This window comes from Sphingomonas sp. P4_G3 (assembly GCF_056401105.1).
The window spans coordinates 1-16035 of sequence record NZ_JBFUJZ010000008.1 but is presented as its reverse complement, the minus strand read 5'-3'; the positions used below and the strand labels follow the sequence as shown (position 1 = coordinate 16035).

Here is a 16035-nt window from a genome sequence, read left to right as displayed (position 1 = left end):
AACCACATCTAGTGGCGCGGACAGGCGTTCCGGGGTAGGTTAACCACAGCGGGACAATCTGGGGATGAGTATGCGTAGTTTGTTGACGACGGTCATGATCGCGGCGGCGAGCCTGGCGATCACAGCGCCGGCGCACGCGCAGGACCGGTCGGTCGATGCGCGGCTGGGCCAGCTGGAAAAGCGGATGAACACGGTCGAGCGCGTGGTGTCGCGCACGTCGGGGCCGCTGGTGCAGCCCGAAATCGGTCCGGACAATACGCCGGTCACCGCTGCGGGCACACCGGCGAGCGCGCCGCTCGCCGATCTCGAACAGCGGGTGAGCTCGATCGAGAGCGAATTGACCGGCTTCACCGGACGGCTGGAGACCGACGAGCACAAGATGCAGCAGCTCGAGGCCGATTTCGCCGCCTATAAGCGCGCGACCGATGCGCGGCTGAAGGCGCTGGAGGATCGCGCCGCGCCGCCGCCGGGCGATGCCGATCCCGCAGCGGTCACCGATGGTCCGGCGCCAGGTCCGGTCAAGGCCGGCCCAAAGCCTGCCGGCCCCGCACCCAAGCCTGCCGCCGCCGCCAATGACCCCGATCGCGCCAAGGCGGTCGCCGCGATTCCCAAACCCGCCGGCAAGGACGCGGTCGATAAGGCGATGTACGCGTACAATTACGCCTATCGCCTGTGGCAGGCACAATTCTATCCCGAGGCCGAGGCGCAATTGCAGGGCTATGCTGGCAAATATCCCGGCCACCGCCTGGTCAGCCGCGCGCAGAATCTGCTCGGCACGATCTATATGGACGACGCCAAGCCCAATCTGGCGGCGCAGATCTATTACGAGAATTATTCGAAGCTGCCCGATGGCGAGCGCGCCGCCGACAGCCTGCTCAACCTGGCCAAGGCGCTGACCGTGCTCAAGAAGCCGCGCACCGACATTTGCCGCGTCTATACCGAGCTGGGCGACGTCTATGGCGCCAAGCTGACCGCCGCGCAAAAGGCCGACGCGGACAAGGGCCGTGCCGCCAACAAATGCACCTGAGCTGACGCGCGCGGTCGACTCGGTAGCACTCGCGCGGTTCGCCGACGATCTGGCGCTGCTGTGCGATCCGGCCGAGGCCCGTGTGCTGGTCGCGGTATCGGGCGGCCCAGACAGCCTGGCACTGCTGCTGCTGACCCACGCCTTGCTCGGCGAGCGCTGCGTCGCGGCGACGGTCGACCACGGACTGCGCCCCGAAGCGGCGGAGGAAGCGGCATGGGTGGCCGATCTCTGTGCGGCGCGCGGGATCGATCATGCCGTGCTGCGTGGCCCCCTGCCCGAGCGGACGGGCCATACCGCCAATCTCTCGGCACGGGCGCGGGCGCTGCGCTACGAGCTGCTGCAAGCGCATGCCGATGCCGTCGGCGCGACGCAGATCGCCACCGCGCACCATGCCGACGACCAGGTCGAGACGCTGATCATGCGGCTCAACCGCGGCGCCGGGGTCGGCGGGCTAGCGGGGGTGCGCGCGACCAGCGGACGCGTCATCCGGCCCCTGCTCGGCTGGCGCCGCGCCGAACTCGCGGCGGTCGTCACGGCGGCGGGGATCGTCGCGGTCGAGGATCCGAGCAATGTCAGCGACCGCTTCGACCGCGCGCGGCTGCGCAAGCACCTCGCCGCGATCGACTGGATCGACCCCTCGCGAGTCGCGGCGAGCGCGGCGGCCCTGGCCGATGCCGAGGAGGCGATCGGCTGGATGGTGCGTCAGCTTGGGACGGATCGCATCGCGGCCGAGGGCGATTCGCTGCTGCTCGACCCCAGCGACCTGCCCTTCGAACTCGTCCGCCGCCTGGTCGAGCTCTGCGTCCGCCAGATCGACGCCACCGCCGAAATCCGCGGCTCCGCATTGGTACGGATGGTCAAGGCGCTGGAATCGGGCGAGACTGCGATGCTGGGCGACGTTGCCGCGACGCCGAAGTTGCCCGCGGCGTGGCGTTTTCGCAAAGCCCCACCGCGTCGATTGCTCTGATCGACGTTGTTCCATTGCCATTAAGGCTTGGTGCCTTATCTTTAAGGGCACGAAAGGTATCTTGCGACGATGAACGACAACGACAAGCAGCCCGGCCCCGACGGCGGCAACAACAACTGGGCCCGGAACCTGTTGCTCTGGGTAGGGATCGCGGTTGCGCTGGCAGTGCTGGTGGCCATGCTGGGCAATAACGCGTCGACGCCCGCGGGCCAGCAATTGTCCTATTCGGGCTTCGTCGCCAAGGTGAAGGACGGATCGGTCAAGAAGGTCGAGATCGCCGGCACCGCGATCAACGGCACGCTGAAGGATAATACCACCTTCCGCACCAATGCCGGCGTGCCCGATCCCAATCTGGTCCAGCGCCTGATCGACAACAATGTCGAAGTCGTCGCCAAGCCCGAGGAGACGCCGTCGATCTGGCAATATCTGCTCGTCCAGTCGCTGCCGTTCGTGCTGATGCTGGCGATCGCGTTCTTCGTGATCCGCCAGATGCAGAAATCGTCCGGATCCGGCGCGATGGGATTCGGCAAGAGCCGCGCCCGGATGCTGACCGAGAAACAGGGCAAAGTGACGTTCGATGATGTCGCCGGCATCGATGAGGCACGCGAGGAATTGCAGGAGATCGTCGAGTTCCTGAAGGACCCGACCAAGTTCGCCCGGCTGGGCGGCAAGATCCCCAAGGGCGCGCTGCTGGTCGGATCGCCCGGCACCGGCAAGACGCTGCTGGCGCGCGCGATCGCGGGCGAAGCGGGCGTGCCGTTCTTCACCATCTCGGGCTCGGACTTTGTCGAGATGTTCGTCGGCGTCGGCGCCAGCCGCGTGCGCGACATGTTCGAACAGGCCAAGAAATCGGCGCCGTGCATCGTCTTCATCGACGAAATCGACGCGGTCGGGCGCCATCGCGGCGCCGGGCTGGGCAACGGCAATGACGAACGCGAACAGACGCTCAACCAGTTGCTGGTCGAGATGGACGGGTTCGAGGCGAACGAAGGCATCATCATCATCGCCGCGACCAACCGGCCGGACGTGCTCGACCCCGCCTTGCTGCGCCCGGGCCGGTTCGACCGCCGCGTGACGGTGCCGCTGCCCGATATCGAAGGCCGCGTGCAGATCCTCCAGGTCCATATGAAGAAGGTGCCGCTGGCCCCCGACGTCGATGCGCGCACGCTCGCGCGCGGTACGCCGGGCATGTCGGGCGCCGACCTCGCCAATCTGGTCAACGAAGCCGCGTTGATGGCGGCGCGGCTGGGCAAGCGGCTGGTCGCGATGGCGCAGTTCGAGCTCGCCAAGGACCGCGTGATCATGGGCACCGAGTGGAAATCGCTCGTCATGACGCCCGAGGAAAAGAAGATGACCGCCTATCATGAGGCGGGCCATGCCCTGGTCCGCATCCATGAGCCGGCGTCCGACCCGATCCACAAGGCGACGATCATCCCGCGCGGCGGGGCCCTGGGCATGGTCGTGTCGATGCCCGAGCGCGACAATTATTCGTACCATCGCGACAAGATGTACGCCGACCTCGCCACCGTGATGGGCGGGCGCGCGGCCGAGGAGATCATCTTCGGCTATGACAAGGTCTCGTCGGGCGCGAGCGGCGACATCAAGCAGGCGACCAAGCTGGCGCGCGCGATGGTGATGCGCTGGGGCATGTCCGACAAGCTCGGCCCGCTGGAATATGAGGAAGAGCAGGGCGAGACGTTCCTGGGCTATTCGCAGACCCAGCGGCACAATATGTCAAACGAGACCGCGCTGATGATCGACAGCGAGATCAAATCGCTGATCGACGGCGGCCACAAGCGCGCGACCCAGGTGCTGAGCGAGAATGTCGACCAGCTCCACCGCATCGCGGGCGCGCTGCTCGAATATGAGACGCTGACCGGCGACGAGATCAAGCAGATCGCCGCGGGCGAGGACATCAACCGGCCCGACGCTGGTGCGACGGCGTCGACCTTGCCGAGCGGCGGGACGTCGATCCCGAAGACGCGGCGCCCGTCGGGGCCGTTCGGGAATCCGGCGCCGGCTGGGGCGTAAGGTAAGGGTTCAACGATTGTTGTGATGCGAGAGGCCCTTCCCGTGTGAGCGGGGAGGGCTTTTTTCGCTTGTAACGAGCTTAGTGCGGCGCTGCTACGTTGCTATGTTGCACTAAAAAACGTTGGTTTGCATTAGTTTTCCTTCCAACGAAGCCTGTCGACTTGACGAGCGATTTTCGCAATCCGCGAGCCTCTTCCATCTTCAGCGGCCCCAACGTCCGCGCTCCGGCAGCGCGGCAAGGATAGGTGCTTGGAACACCACTTGAATAGCACCATATCGGATCGTTTTAAGTTTAGTATAATGTTGCATGATAAGCATCTACGGCCTGTATAACGGATTTCAGGCGCCCAAGATTACCATGTAACTTGGTCGGTGCCGCGAAGATTGAGTCGAGGGGAAAAAAGTGCGGCCCACGGTAGAAGCGTTGCGTTTCAGGCAATGGCTCGGAGCTTGGGACCAGGTGGAATTCGCGGCGGCAGGCAACCGCGCCTTGCCTGAGCAAGATCTCTACATGTTTTCAATGCCTGCAAATGAGCTCCGCGCATTGAGTGAGCCTTTTCGCCGACGGCGGGATGACGCCTCTGCAGAGGCAACCGGCATTCAGCGCAATCTCGATGAAGAGCGCGCGCGGCTGATCCAAGACTACGTCAAAAATGGATTTCCTTATTCCGAAATGAGCGCCGGTCGTCGCAAGCGCTACAATCTTGCTGACTTGCGGAACCCCGGATGGTTACCGACCGCAATCATAGTTAACATCCTTCCTCGGGATGCCGAGCGGCGTGGGCGCAGGATTCATGTGGATGACCTCGTCACGGTAGAGGGCGAGGGGAAGCGTTGTGAACTCAGGCTGCCCGAAGGCTTTGATGTTCAATCGGGATGGCTCCCCGACGATTTGCCACCCTTCGAAGTTATCGATGGCCAGCACCGTCTATATGCGTTCGATGCTGAAAGCGACATTCCCGGTGATTTCGAACTCCCGGTCGTAGCGTTCCATGGCTTAGACATCGCTTGGCAAGCCTATCTGTTCTGGACGATCAACATCTCACCCAAAAAAATCAGCCGAAGCCATGCTTTCGACCTTTACCCGCTGTTGCGCACCCAAGAATGGCTCGAGAAATTCGACGAGGCGGTGGTCTATAGGGAAGCGCGTGCGCAAGAGCTTACTGAGAGCCTGTTCAGCCACCCTTCGAGCGTTTGGAATGGTCGAATCAACATGTTGGGCGTGGGCCGTGAACAAGGCCGCGTAAGCCAGGCAGGTTGGGTGCGCGCACTGATCAGCACCCTGTTGGCTCGCCGGTCGAAAACCGCCGCCGGGCTATTTGGGGAGAATGTGGGCTATGATAATATGCCGCTACCATGGTCGCGGACCCAGCAGGCTGCCTTTCTGATCGAGGCGTGGTCAGAATTTCTGGATGCCATCCACCGTAGTCAGGCTCCGTGGGCGACCGATCTGCGCGGCAATCGCCTTCTTCCGGAGATGAGCCCAATCGATGACCCCGCGTTCAGCGGCCCCCACACATTAGTCAATCAAGAGCAAGGCGTCCGCGGCCTGCTGACGGTCATCAACGACTATTTTTATCGGAATGCTGATCGGCTGCGCTTGGCGTCTTGGGCAACTGAACAGGGCAAGGAGTCTTCTGCCGAAGCGATTTCGAGTGCGATTGACTCACTTAAAACCTCCTCGATCGCTCTCGAACTGCGCACGCTATTAGAGGCAACTGCTGGATTTGACTGGCGGTCGTCCGATGCCGACAATCTCAACGACCTGACTAAGCGCCAGAAACAGGCTTATCGGGGAAGCGGCGGCTACAGTGTCCTTCGGCAAGACCTCTATGCTTATCTATCTCAGCAACCCGGCGAGATCGGGGACACATTCGCCGAATTTGCTCGGCGCTAACATGTCCCTTAGCAATGCCGACAAAGCCCATATAAGAAATGCGAATGCCGGAGCAGTCGAAGTAGCGCTCGGCTCGCTGCCGTCGCTGGGCGCGCTTAGCATTACCAACGCATTTGGTGGTTACCGCATTGCGCACCCGCCACCATACACAGCAGACGAGACTGACAGCATCTGCGAACTGATGGCTGTCGGCATGCCCAACCATTGCATTGACGGATGGTCTTTTTTAGCGCGTTCAATCGCAGCGTTGCTGGCTGGCGATAACCATGCCGCACGCCATTTCGCGTATTATGCCGAGCTTCGCGCCGGAATGTCTCTGTTGAGCGCAGGCGGGATCGGCATTTTCAATCGATCGAACATCGTAGCTATCCATGGCGGCACGCTCGAAACTCTTCAACCGGAGGGTACGCATGTCGCGGTCTGGGAGGCGCTTGATGCCTGGCTCCAAACCGGCGCAGCCGCTCAACTCATGGCCGGCAGCATGTCGATTGCAGGAACGTCGCTGACAGATTGCCTCGATCTACTGCTACCGCGAGCAGGGGGCGGCGCGGCCTATAGCTTGAACAGCCTAGTTCATGACTGGGGTTTAGACCTGATGCAGGCCAGAACGGACAAGCATACCCGCGAAATATCTTCTTACGATCCACACGTTCTGTTCCCGATCGCTAACTCCGCCGACGAGGCATTTAATTTTACTGCGACGCTCTGGCAGGGGTTCGAACCCTTTGGTCTCGATCGTTTCGACAATATCGATCGACACATCCTGCGGACAGCGTTGCAGCACTATTTTAACAACGGGCATACGATCAATCGGGAGGACTACAATGGTCTTCCTGAGGCGCTGAAGTCGGTCGCCACGTTCGAGTTTCTAACTGCGGCCGGCGGCGTCGACGAACATATTTTGATCGCGTTCGCTCGAGACAACGCTAGTCCTGCGAGCCCGTTCTCAATGATTTCCCGCGCGACACTCCTGCTTCGAACCGCGACCTCGGTAACTCGAGCTTCGCTTCGCAAGGCAGGACTCCTTGACACCCAAACCACCCGTCCTTGGCTGAACCAATATGCGACTGACCGAGCAATCGCCAGTGACGAACTACCGGACATAGCGTCCGAGCTCTGGCAAGACATAGAGGAGGCGATCGATCGCGTTCGATCTTTGCAAGAGGATGCCGCGCAGCACGCGCAAATCTTTACGCGGTGGACGGCAGCTAATGATGCGAGCTACGCGCTTCCGCGACTTTCTGAGCTAGAGAGAGTCGCGTTGTGGAGTTTAGCGGTTTAGGGGACCTCATGATTGAGCCATTCCTCAAATGGGCCGGCGGGAAACGGTGGCTAACTGGTTCAGCGTCACTGCCAAATCCGAGCACGTTTCGTCGTTATTTCGAGCCATTTCTCGGTGGTGGCGCAGTATTCTTCAAGCTAGAGCCCAAAGACGCTCTACTCTCCGACATCAATGGCGATATAATTGATCTCTATCGCATGGTCCGCGACCAACCCGAAGCGCTTCGACAGAAGCTAGAGGCACATCAATCAAGACATGACCGCGATTATTATTATACGGTACGGGCCGAAATACCCGAAACACTAATCGAGAAGGCCGCCCGGACGCTCTATCTCAATCGCACCTGTTGGAATGGGCTTTACCGGGTAAATCGGAAGGGCGAGTTCAATGTGCCAATTGGCACTAAAACCACTGTCATTTCTGAAGCAGACGACTTTTTTAGGATAGCGCGCGCTCTGGAAGGCGCGGAATTGCGTAAGTGTGATTTCGCCGAAACGATCGAAGAGGCTATGACGGGTGACTTCTTGTTTGTCGATCCTCCCTATACCGTGAAGCACAACATGAACGGCTTCGTAAAATACAATGAGACGATCTTCACGTGGGCGGATCAGGTTCGATTGAAAGATGCAGTTACCCGTGCCGCGAGGCGAGGCGTAGCCGTCATCGTCACCAATGCCGATCACGAAAGCCTGCGCGAACTCTATGCGAGGGACTTCGCCTATCTTAGCCTGTCGAGAAGCAGTGTATTGTCTGGTTCGTCGACCGGCCGGGGACCAACAACCGAAGCGATGTTTACAGCTAATATCTGAGTGAAGCAGAGTTGCGGTAACAGCTTAATAAATTCGCCGAGGCGTCAAATCGATCGAAACCTGGCGCGATTGGGCGCGCAAAGTCGGCTGCTGAGGAGCCTGCTACCCCAACCCTCACCCACCCCTTCCCCCACCCGGCACCACCAACATCTCCCGCAACACAATCTCCGCATCGCGCTCCTGCCCATCCCTGGCATAGCGCACCCGCACGCGCGTCCCCGGCGCCTGCGTGAACGCCCGCGTGAGGTCGCCGCCGCCGAGCTCGTGCGCGCTGCGGCCATCGACGCTGAGCAGCTTGTCGTTCTTGCGCAGGCCCGCTTGCGCCGCCGGTCCGCCGTCGTTGACGAAGCTCACCAGGATCGTCTCCGGGTCGGTCTTGAGCGCGCGCAGCCCGGCGCGGCTGAACGGCACCGGCGCATAGCCCGGCACATAGTCCATGCAGACGCGCGAGCGGCCGTAATCCAACGTGATCGTGTAGTTCGCCAATATATTGGTGCCGAGGTTGCCGGCCTCGCTGATCGACAGAGCGACCCCGCCCTTGTCGTCGGTCGTGCGGATCATCGGATAGCGCACCGTTCCGCCGCCGACGGCGAAGGTCTGCGCGTAATTCACCCAGTTTCGCGACGGCCCGCCGGCACCATAGGACACCGCCTCTACCCCGCGATTGTAGCGCGCGGTGACGCCCGCTTGCTGCAGCCAATGGGCATAGAGCTGCAGCGATCCGTTATTGCCGGTATCGATCGTGAACGGCGCGCGGATGCCGTCGAGCTGTCCCTCGATCGTCGGCATGTCGCTGGTGAACCGAGCCGCCACCCATCCGCTGGGGCAGGTCGGCGTCTGGTCGCGCGGCAGCAGGGTCATCGTGCCGGCGCGATAGTCGATCCGGACGATGAAGCGCTCGACCACTTCCAGCCCGAGCAGGCCGTCGAGCGGCGGTTGCGCGCCGCGCTCGAACGTCGAATAGCCGAGATCGAGGATCGAGAAGAATTGATCGCGCATCACCGCGTCGCCGATGCGGACTTCCTTCACGCGGGTGAATTGCTCCGCGAGCGTCCCCGCGCCGCTGCCGCCGCTGCGCGTCCCGCCGACCGGCGTGAGCCCGAGCGCGCGCGCCGCATCGGGCGACAGGATGCTGTGTCCGCCGGTGTCGAACAGGAAGTGCATCGGCCGGCCGTTGACGCTGGCCGCGATTTCGAGCTGGGGAAAGACCGTCGCGGCGACCGTCGTGCCCGCGGCCGGGATCGTGTGATCGTCGGGCTGGCGCGGCGCCGCATAGCTGTCCGCCGGCGCCCGGGGAAGCAGGCGATAGGCGTCGATGGTGATCCGCTCTTCGTTATTGCCGTCGGAGTGCACGATCGAGAAGGGCAGCCGCCGCCCCGCGACCGCGCGGTAATCGGCGTAGCGCGTCTCTACCTTGTAGAACCAGTCCTGCTCGACCGCGCGCGCCAGCTCGCCGGTCGCGGCATCGAACCACAATTCGACCGGCTCGCCGCCGCGCGGGGTGGCGGTGAGCACCGAATAAAGCCGTCCCTTGTCGGTCCGCGTCACCGCCGCCGCGCGTTGTGCGCCGCCGAACCCGGCCTGCATCCAGCCGAACCGGGCGAGCCAGGCGCTGGTCCGCGTCCGCCGCTCAGCGAACGGGCTGTTGAGCTTGTGGCTGCCGCCCGATCGTCCGATCCGCCAATGCGTGCGGCCGTCGTAAATGTCGGCGGTCTTGAACGCTTTCAGGTCGGTGCGCGTGGCGAAGCGGCCGTCGCCCAGGTCGTTGACCGATCGCCAATCGCCGTTCAGTCCTTCGGCGGCGATCGTCCCGGTCGCGACCAGCGTCTCGTGGGGTTGCCACTTCGCCGCCGGCGCGCTCCCGATCAGCAGCAATGCCGCGCCGGCGATCATCCAATTCATCCGCACCATGTTCGTCTCCTTGGCAGACGCGATAGCGCGGGCTCACCCCTCCGGTCTTGAACGGGATTAACGTGACTTACGGTGCCGGGCCTGCCGGTCGATGCGAGCGACTGGCCGCGCCCCGAACCCCTGCTCGCCAACAGGCTGGCTATATGCGGGGAATAGCTCCACACGGTTTCTCGTCCATTGGCCGGAGAAAATCGCATGTGCTTTTCGGCCACGTCCAGCTTCATCGCCTCTGGCGTGATCGGGGCGATCGGCGTTGCGACGCTTCGCCACGTGCGCGAGCCGCGTGCCCTGCTGTTCGCGTCCGTGCCGATGCTGTTCGCGCTCCATCAATTTACCGAAGGATGGGTCTGGCTCGGCCTTGACGGGCGGATCGGCAAGCTTGCGCTCGACCATGTCGCCTTCCTGTTCATGCTCTATGCCCAGGGCATCCTGCCGCTGCTGATGCCGGCCGCGGTCGCGCTGATGGAGCCGCCCGGCTGGCGTCGCGGCGCCATTCTGGCGCTGACGGGCATCGGCGCGGTCGTCTGCGTGTGGGATGTTACCGGGCTGATCTTCCTGCCCAGCCGGTGCTTCATCGAGCAGGATTCGATCGCCTATCGCAACCACATGACGGGCAATTTCTGGATATCCTGCCTGTATGTCCTCGCCACGTGCGGCGCGTTGCTCTTGTCGACCCATCGCGTCGTCAGATGGTATGGCGCGATCAATGTCGTCGCGCTGACGATCGCGGAGATCGTCAAGCAATATGCCTTTGCCTCGGTCTGGTGTTTCTACGCCGCGATCATGAGCGTGATCATCTATTGGCAATTCAGGCGGCTGAAGATCGATGTCGAGACGCCCAATGGCATGTCGCCGATTCGTAGAGCCTTGCTCTTCCCCATCCTGCGCCTGACGAAGGCGGGTGGGGCGAGGGCTGACTGACTGCCCATGGCGGGAGGGGCCGATATCGCCTTCAACCCGCCGGAAACCGCCCCGTTAATGCCGCGACGGCTTCTTCTTCCCCGGACCGCCCGCGCCGTCGGATGTCTCCCCCCGGCCGAAAAACGCCCCGCGCTCGTTGATATCCTTGTACAATTCCTCGAGCCGGTTGACGTCGGCCACCACCTCGCGCTGTTCGGTCAGCCAGCGGTCGGTCGCGTCGTGGAGCGGCTCGCCATTCCTGCCGTCATGCAGGGTGGCACCCTGTTCGATCAGCCAGATCATGTCGTTGGCGCGCGAGCGTTGCAGCCGCAAATGCGTCATCCACTGCTCGACGATTTCGGAAGGGACGAGGCGATCCATCATCGGTCAGTCCGGCGTCCGCGCGCGAAGCGCCAGCGCCTGTTCGACCGCGGCGAGGCCCTCGGCGCTTTCGATCGCCAAATCGAGCGGCCGGCCGAGCCCGGCCTGATCGCTGTTGAGATACTCCATCGCGGCGGCGGGCCCCGTGAAGGATTGCAGCGCGAACGAGACGACGCGCCCCTGACGCGCGATTTGTTCGGGCGTCAGGCGCGGTCGATCACGGCGGCTGCGAAAGAAGGGCTTTTTCGGCGCTTGCTCGGACTGCGGCGCTTCGTCCGCCGCGACCACAGGCTGCTGGGGCGCGGCGGCCTTTGCCATCAGGAGCTCTTGCCCAGGGTCACCTTGACCGCGTTCTTGTCGACCGCGAGCGGCGTGGCGGGCTTGGCCTCAACCTTTTTGGGTTTGCGGATTTCGCGATTGCTGCGTTTCTGGGCCTTGGCCATGAAATATTCCTTCTTGATAATGATGCCGGCCCGCGGCGCGGGCGCGGTAGCGATCGATCAGCGGTGACGCGAGAAAACGGGCACGCGCCGTGCCGTTTTGTTGATGATTTTCGATTTGAAGGCGCGGGCGATGATCGCGGTGTCGTCCATGTTCATCAGCACCACGCGGGTGCCGCCGTCCAACAGGCTCTCGATCGCGCTGATCGGTACCTTGCGGCGGCCGCACAAGGCAGTCACCTCAGCCAAAGGAACGTTGAGATTGATGGCGCGGGACATGTGACCTCCTCGGCGGTTGAGCGGGAGCGTCTCGTCTCTCAGTCGACACCGTGCCCGGAGCGTCGATGCGATAGCCTTTATATGGGGGCGATGAGCGGCAGGCGCAATGACGCAGCTGTCGCGGCCGCCGCAGCTTGGCCGCGCCCTCCCTCAGCCAATCATGGCAAGTCGATTAAAAACGACGATTATTCGTCCATGACAGGAGCGGTTCAGGATCTGAAGCGTAGAGGACTCTCAAAGGATGGCCGATATGCGCGCACCCGTCTCCGTTCTGCTGGTCGCAACGCTCGCCACGCCCGCGCTGGCCGCCCCGCCGGCGCAAGAGTCGGCCGCCTGGGTGAACCGCCTGACCTGGGGCGCGTCCGCGGCGGACGGCGCGCGCGAAAAGGCCGGCAGCAGCCGCTGGCTCGACGCCCAACTCAAACATCCCGACGATACTTTGCCGCCCGAGGCCGCCGCGCAGATCGCGGCGATGCGGATCAGCCGCAAGCCGCTGGCGGCTTTGGTGGTCGAGCAGGACGCGGCGAGCCGTTACGCCAACAAGCTCACCGACCCCGCGCAGCGCGACGCGGCGCGCAAGGCGTATCAGCAGGACATGAACGCGCTCGCCAACGAAGCGGCGACGCGATCCTTGCTGCGCGATCTCTACGCGCCCGACCAATTGCGCGAGCAGCTGACCTGGTTCTGGTTCAACCATTTCAACGTCCAGGCGCAGAAGCGCGACATCCGCGCGATGGTGGGCGATTACGAGGACACGATCCGCGACCATTCGCTGGGCAAGTTCCGCGATCTGCTGGAGGCGACGCTGAAGCATCCGGCGATGTTGCGCTATCTCGACAACGATCAGAACGCAGCCAACCATATCAACGAGAATTATGCGCGCGAGATCATGGAGCTTCACTCGATGGGCGTGGGGTCGGGCTATACGCAAAAGGACGTGCAGGAACTGGCGCGGATCCTGACCGGCGTCGGCGTCGATCTCAGCCCCAATGCGCCCAAGCTCAGCCCGCAACGCCAGCCGCTCTACGTCCGCGCCGGGCTGTTCGAGTTCAATCCCAATCGCCACGATTTCGGCGACAAGCAATTCCTTGGCCACACGATCAAAGGGAGCGGTTTTGGCGAGGTGGAGGAAGCGCTCGACCTGATCGCGCGGTCGCCGGCGACCGCACGCCATGTCTCCGAGCAACTCGCGACCTATTTCATGGGCGACAATCCGCCTGCTGCCGTGGTCGACCGCATGACCGCGACCTGGCAAAAGAGCGATGGCGATATCGCGCAAGTACTGCGCACGATGATCCGCGCGCCCGAATTCAGGCAATCGCTCGGCACCGTGTTCAAGGACCCGGTCCATTATGCGATTTCGTCGGTGCGCCTGATGTACGGCGACAAGGTGATCGTGAACGCGCAGCCGATCATCAACTGGCTCAACCGCATGGGCCAGGGCCTGTATGCGCGCGAAACGCCCGATGGCTATCCGATGACCTCGGCCGCCTGGACCGGGCCCGGCCAGATGTCGGTGCGGTTCGAGATCGCGCGCCAGATCGGCGGCGGCGCGGCGGGATTGTTCAAGCCCCCCGCTCCGCCCGCCGCCGTGGCTGCCGTGGGGATGGGCGGGGCGCCAGCGATGGCCAGTCCGATGGCATCGGAGATGATGGCGCCCGGGACGCCGACCGCCGCCGCTCCACCGGCGCCGCCGGCGCCGCCGGCTGTTTCGATACCGGCGCTGCCCAAGCTGCAGAACGCCGCTTATTACAGCGCCATCGCACCGGCGCTGGCCGGGCAGACCAGGACGGCGCTGACCCAGGCAAGTTCGCCGCAGGAATGGAATGCGCTGTTCCTGTCGTCGCCCGAATTCATGCATCGCTGACGCGAACGGAGAAGGCTTATGTTGCTCGATCGCCGTGACCTTATCGCCGGTGCCGCCGCGCTGGCGCCGTTGATCGTCGCCGGGCGCGCTTTCGCCGCACCGCAAGCCGGCAGCCGGATGCTCGTCGTGTTCCTGCGCGGCGCCTATGACGCCGCCAATGTCATCGCGCCGACCGGGAGTGATTTCTATCACGCCTCGCGCCCGACGATCGCGCTCGGCAAGCCCGATCCGGCCGACGCCAACGCGCCGATCGCGCTCGACGCCGATTGGAGCCTGCATCCGGCACTCAAGGACTCGATCTATCCGCTGTGGCAAAAGAAGCAGATCGCCTTCGTGCCCTTTGTCGGCACCGACGATATGAGCCGCAGCCATTTCGAGACCCAGGACACGATCGAGCTCGGCCAGCCGATCGGCGGCCATCGCAACTATAATTCGGGCTTCATGGCGCGGCTCGCCTCGGCGCTCGGCCAGGACAAGCCGATCTCGTTCACCGATCAACTGCCATTATGCTTTCGCGGCGGGCCGGTGATTCCGAACGTTGCCCTGGCGGCGGTCGGATCGAGGCCCGCCGTGCCGCCCAAGGACGCCGCTTTGATCACCGCGATGTACAAGGGCCAGCATAGCGGGACGAACGACCTGGGCAGCTCGGTCGCCGAGGGGTTTCAGGTGCGCGACACCGTGTTCAAGACGGTCGACGAGGAAATGAAACAGGCGAGCCGCGGCGCGGTCAGTCCCAAGGGCTTCGAATTGTCGGCGCGGCGGATCGGGCGGCTGATGCGCGACCAGTTCAACCTCGCCTTTGTCGATGTCGGCGGGTGGGATACGCATGTCAATCAGGGCGGCGCACAAGGCTATCTGGCGACGCATATCGGCGAATTGGGGCGCGGCCTTGCCGGCTTTGCCGATGAGATTGGCCCCGATGCCTGGCGAAACACGACGGTCGTGGTCGTATCCGAATTCGGCCGCACCTTTCACGAGAATGGCGATAAAGGCACCGATCACGGTCATGGCAGCATCTATTGGGTGATGGGCGGCGGCGTGAATGGCGGGCGCATGGCGGGGCCCCAGGTCGCGCTGTCGCAAGCGACACTCAACCAGGGCCGCGACCTTCCCGTCCTGACCGATTACCGCTCGATGATCGGCGGGCTCGCGGCGCGGCAATATGGCCTGGCCGGCGACCGGCTCGGCACGGTGTTTCCAGCGGCCAAACCGGTCGACTTGCTGCTCATCTGAAATCGGGGCGGGTTCGGCGGCGCGGCTTTTGGGCGCCGCCTCTCCCTCACTCGATGATCATGCCCACCACGTGCCAGGCGCCGTCCTCGCGCACGAGTGTGACGGTCTCCACCGCGTCGGCCTTGTTCGCATAGCGGGCTCGGAACTTCACGACCTCATAGCCATAAGGTGGCGCGGGAAGATTCTCCTCGCTGAGAAACGTCCGCGACATCACCGCGCCGAGGGAGGCGCGCATCTTTTCGGACACGTCGGTCCAGACTTGCACGGTGTTCATCTTGCGGAAGGAGGCGCCGGTTATCCGATAACTGTCGGCCCAGCGGTCCTGATCGACCAGCGCCAGCCATTGCCGCGTCGCGTCCATGACGTCCGCATTGGACTTCGTGTCGGCGGCAATTGGCGCCAGCGGGGGCGACGCGGCCTGAGGCAAAGCGACAAACGCCAATAGTCCGAGAGCAAAGGTCATGAGCAGCACTCCGATGACGATCCAGGGATGGCGGGTGACCCGCCCCGCGCCGCTGTTCGGCGCCCCTTCCTGATCCACGCCAACGCGGCTCGTGGCTTCCCCGATTCTTGCGTCCCCCAACAAATCGGGGGTCGGTGAGGCGGACGCGCCGCCCTCGGATTCGAACAACAAGCGCGCGGCTTCGCGGCTGCTGGACACCGCCATCTTGCGGCGCGCGTCGCGTAGTCGTTCGTTGATCGTGTGGACCGACAGGCCAAGGCTGCGCGCAACCGATTTGGCGTCGTGACCGCGGACGATCAGGCGAAGGGTCTGCTTTTCCTTCTCGGTCAGGGCGCCAAAGCCGTCTTTCACCGCCATGTTCATATCTCACCGGCCTAAGCCGGGTATAGGGTCGCAGCTACCCCGAAAAATTCGTACCTTCAGCGACGCCAGTCCGGCAATCGCCTAGAGTCCTTTTTCAGCTTCGCTGAATCGGTGCCGGCCCTCTCCCCCACCCGGCCTCCCATAGAATACCCTGATTGGGAGGTCGGGTGGGGGAGAGGGCGGGC

The 16035-nt window shown here is 63.4% G+C and carries 15 protein-coding genes; 9 read left to right on the top strand and 6 right to left on the bottom strand.

What is annotated here, in order from left to right:
- Positions 1–70: 70 nt before the first annotated feature.
- From AC1DQQ_RS17130 to AC1DQQ_RS17105, 6 genes are all read left to right on the top strand, one after another.
- Complete coding sequence (locus tag AC1DQQ_RS17130; RefSeq protein ID WP_478046001.1) at positions 71–1027, top strand: tetratricopeptide repeat protein; 957 nt, start codon at positions 71–73, stop codon at positions 1025–1027.
- On the top strand, positions 1005–1994 hold the full coding sequence (tilS, locus tag AC1DQQ_RS17125; protein ID WP_478045999.1) for a tRNA lysidine(34) synthetase TilS: 990 nt from the start codon (positions 1005–1007) through the stop codon (positions 1992–1994). The genes AC1DQQ_RS17130 and tilS overlap by 23 nt, the downstream gene beginning before the upstream one ends.
- A 69-nt stretch (positions 1995–2063) precedes the next feature.
- Entirely contained in the window at positions 2064–4025 is a 1962-nt protein-coding gene (gene ftsH, locus AC1DQQ_RS17120; RefSeq protein ID WP_478042708.1) for an ATP-dependent zinc metalloprotease FtsH, read from the top strand.
- A gap of 403 nt (positions 4026–4428) precedes the next feature.
- Positions 4429–5922, top strand: coding sequence for a DGQHR domain-containing protein (locus AC1DQQ_RS17115; RefSeq protein WP_478045997.1), 1494 nt, complete (start codon positions 4429–4431; stop codon positions 5920–5922).
- Position 5923: 1 nt separating this feature from the next.
- On the top strand, positions 5924–7204 hold the full coding sequence (locus AC1DQQ_RS17110; protein WP_478045995.1) for a hypothetical protein: 1281 nt from the start codon (positions 5924–5926) through the stop codon (positions 7202–7204).
- 8 nt (positions 7205–7212) lie between these two features.
- Positions 7213–8013, top strand: coding sequence for a DNA adenine methylase (locus AC1DQQ_RS17105; protein ID WP_478045994.1), 801 nt, complete (start codon positions 7213–7215; stop codon positions 8011–8013).
- A gap of 114 nt (positions 8014–8127) precedes the next feature.
- Here AC1DQQ_RS17105 and AC1DQQ_RS17100 read toward each other — a convergent pair whose 3' ends face one another.
- Positions 8128–9924 carry a retropepsin-like aspartic protease gene (locus tag AC1DQQ_RS17100; RefSeq protein WP_478031935.1) on the bottom strand — a complete coding sequence of 599 codons (1797 nt, stop codon included), beginning with the start codon at positions 9922–9924 and terminating at the stop codon, positions 8128–8130.
- Positions 9925–10119: 195 nt separating this feature from the next.
- Between AC1DQQ_RS17100 and AC1DQQ_RS17095 the strand changes: the two genes are divergently transcribed.
- A complete protein-coding gene (locus AC1DQQ_RS17095) occupies positions 10120–10845 on the top strand; it encodes a DUF6629 family protein (RefSeq protein ID WP_478045993.1) in 726 nt (241 codons plus the stop codon).
- A gap of 54 nt (positions 10846–10899) precedes the next feature.
- Here the strand turns inward: AC1DQQ_RS17095 and AC1DQQ_RS17090 are convergent, their stop codons facing one another.
- Genes AC1DQQ_RS17090 through AC1DQQ_RS17075 form a run of 4 tightly spaced genes read right to left on the bottom strand, consistent with a single transcriptional unit; the run spans position 10900 to position 11924 of the window.
- Positions 10900–11208 (bottom strand): hypothetical protein, encoded by a 309-nt coding sequence (locus tag AC1DQQ_RS17090; RefSeq protein WP_478045991.1) that lies wholly within the window; start codon positions 11206–11208, stop codon positions 10900–10902.
- Between the two features lie 3 nt (positions 11209–11211).
- Positions 11212–11523 carry a hypothetical protein gene (locus tag AC1DQQ_RS17085; protein ID WP_478045989.1) on the bottom strand — a complete coding sequence of 104 codons (312 nt, stop codon included), beginning with the start codon at positions 11521–11523 and terminating at the stop codon, positions 11212–11214.
- A complete protein-coding gene (locus AC1DQQ_RS17080; RefSeq protein ID WP_478031941.1) occupies positions 11523–11648 on the bottom strand; it encodes a hypothetical protein in 126 nt (41 codons plus the stop codon). The genes AC1DQQ_RS17085 and AC1DQQ_RS17080 overlap by 1 nt, the downstream gene beginning before the upstream one ends.
- Before the next feature lie 57 nt (positions 11649–11705).
- Positions 11706–11924, bottom strand: a complete 219-nt coding sequence (locus tag AC1DQQ_RS17075) for a hypothetical protein (protein WP_478031943.1) — start codon at positions 11922–11924, stop codon at positions 11706–11708.
- Between the two features lie 250 nt (positions 11925–12174).
- On the opposite strand from AC1DQQ_RS17075, the gene AC1DQQ_RS17070 reads away from it, so the two are divergent.
- The gene (locus AC1DQQ_RS17070) at positions 12175–13791 is read left to right on the top strand and encodes a DUF1800 domain-containing protein (protein ID WP_478045987.1); all 1617 of its coding nucleotides are present in this window, start codon (positions 12175–12177) and stop codon (positions 13789–13791) included.
- Positions 13792–13809: 18 nt separating this feature from the next.
- Complete coding sequence (locus AC1DQQ_RS17065) at positions 13810–15024, top strand: DUF1501 domain-containing protein (RefSeq protein WP_478045985.1); 1215 nt, start codon at positions 13810–13812, stop codon at positions 15022–15024.
- Between the two features lie 46 nt (positions 15025–15070).
- Here the strand turns inward: AC1DQQ_RS17065 and AC1DQQ_RS17060 are convergent, their stop codons facing one another.
- A complete protein-coding gene (locus tag AC1DQQ_RS17060) occupies positions 15071–15850 on the bottom strand; it encodes a helix-turn-helix domain-containing protein (RefSeq protein ID WP_478045984.1) in 780 nt (259 codons plus the stop codon).
- Positions 15851–16035: the final 185 nt, after the last annotated feature.

Bases quoted from the DNA above. Each gene is read 5' to 3' on its own strand.
- ftsH (WP_478042708.1), top strand. From the start codon at position 2,064: ATGAACGACAACGACAAGCAGCCCGGCCCCGACGGCGGCAACAACAAC.
- AC1DQQ_RS17065 (WP_478045985.1), top strand. From the start codon at position 13,810: ATGTTGCTCGATCGCCGTGACCTTATCGCCGGTGCCGCCGCGCTGGCG.
- AC1DQQ_RS17090 (WP_478045991.1), bottom strand. From the start codon at position 11,208: ATGATGGATCGCCTCGTCCCTTCCGAAATCGTCGAGCAGTGGATGACG.
- AC1DQQ_RS17105 (WP_478045994.1), top strand. From the start codon at position 7,213: ATGATTGAGCCATTCCTCAAATGGGCCGGCGGGAAACGGTGGCTAACT.
- AC1DQQ_RS17070 (WP_478045987.1), top strand. From the start codon at position 12,175: ATGCGCGCACCCGTCTCCGTTCTGCTGGTCGCAACGCTCGCCACGCCC.
- AC1DQQ_RS17075 (WP_478031943.1), bottom strand. From the start codon at position 11,924: ATGTCCCGCGCCATCAATCTCAACGTTCCTTTGGCTGAGGTGACTGCC.
- AC1DQQ_RS17080 (WP_478031941.1), bottom strand. From the start codon at position 11,648: ATGGCCAAGGCCCAGAAACGCAGCAATCGCGAAATCCGCAAACCCAAA.
- AC1DQQ_RS17130 (WP_478046001.1), top strand. From the start codon at position 71: ATGCGTAGTTTGTTGACGACGGTCATGATCGCGGCGGCGAGCCTGGCG.
- AC1DQQ_RS17110 (WP_478045995.1), top strand. From the start codon at position 5,924: ATGTCCCTTAGCAATGCCGACAAAGCCCATATAAGAAATGCGAATGCC.
- AC1DQQ_RS17095 (WP_478045993.1), top strand. From the start codon at position 10,120: ATGTGCTTTTCGGCCACGTCCAGCTTCATCGCCTCTGGCGTGATCGGG.
- AC1DQQ_RS17085 (WP_478045989.1), bottom strand. From the start codon at position 11,523: ATGGCAAAGGCCGCCGCGCCCCAGCAGCCTGTGGTCGCGGCGGACGAA.
- AC1DQQ_RS17100 (WP_478031935.1), bottom strand. From the start codon at position 9,924: ATGGTGCGGATGAATTGGATGATCGCCGGCGCGGCATTGCTGCTGATC.
- AC1DQQ_RS17060 (WP_478045984.1), bottom strand. From the start codon at position 15,850: ATGAACATGGCGGTGAAAGACGGCTTTGGCGCCCTGACCGAGAAGGAA.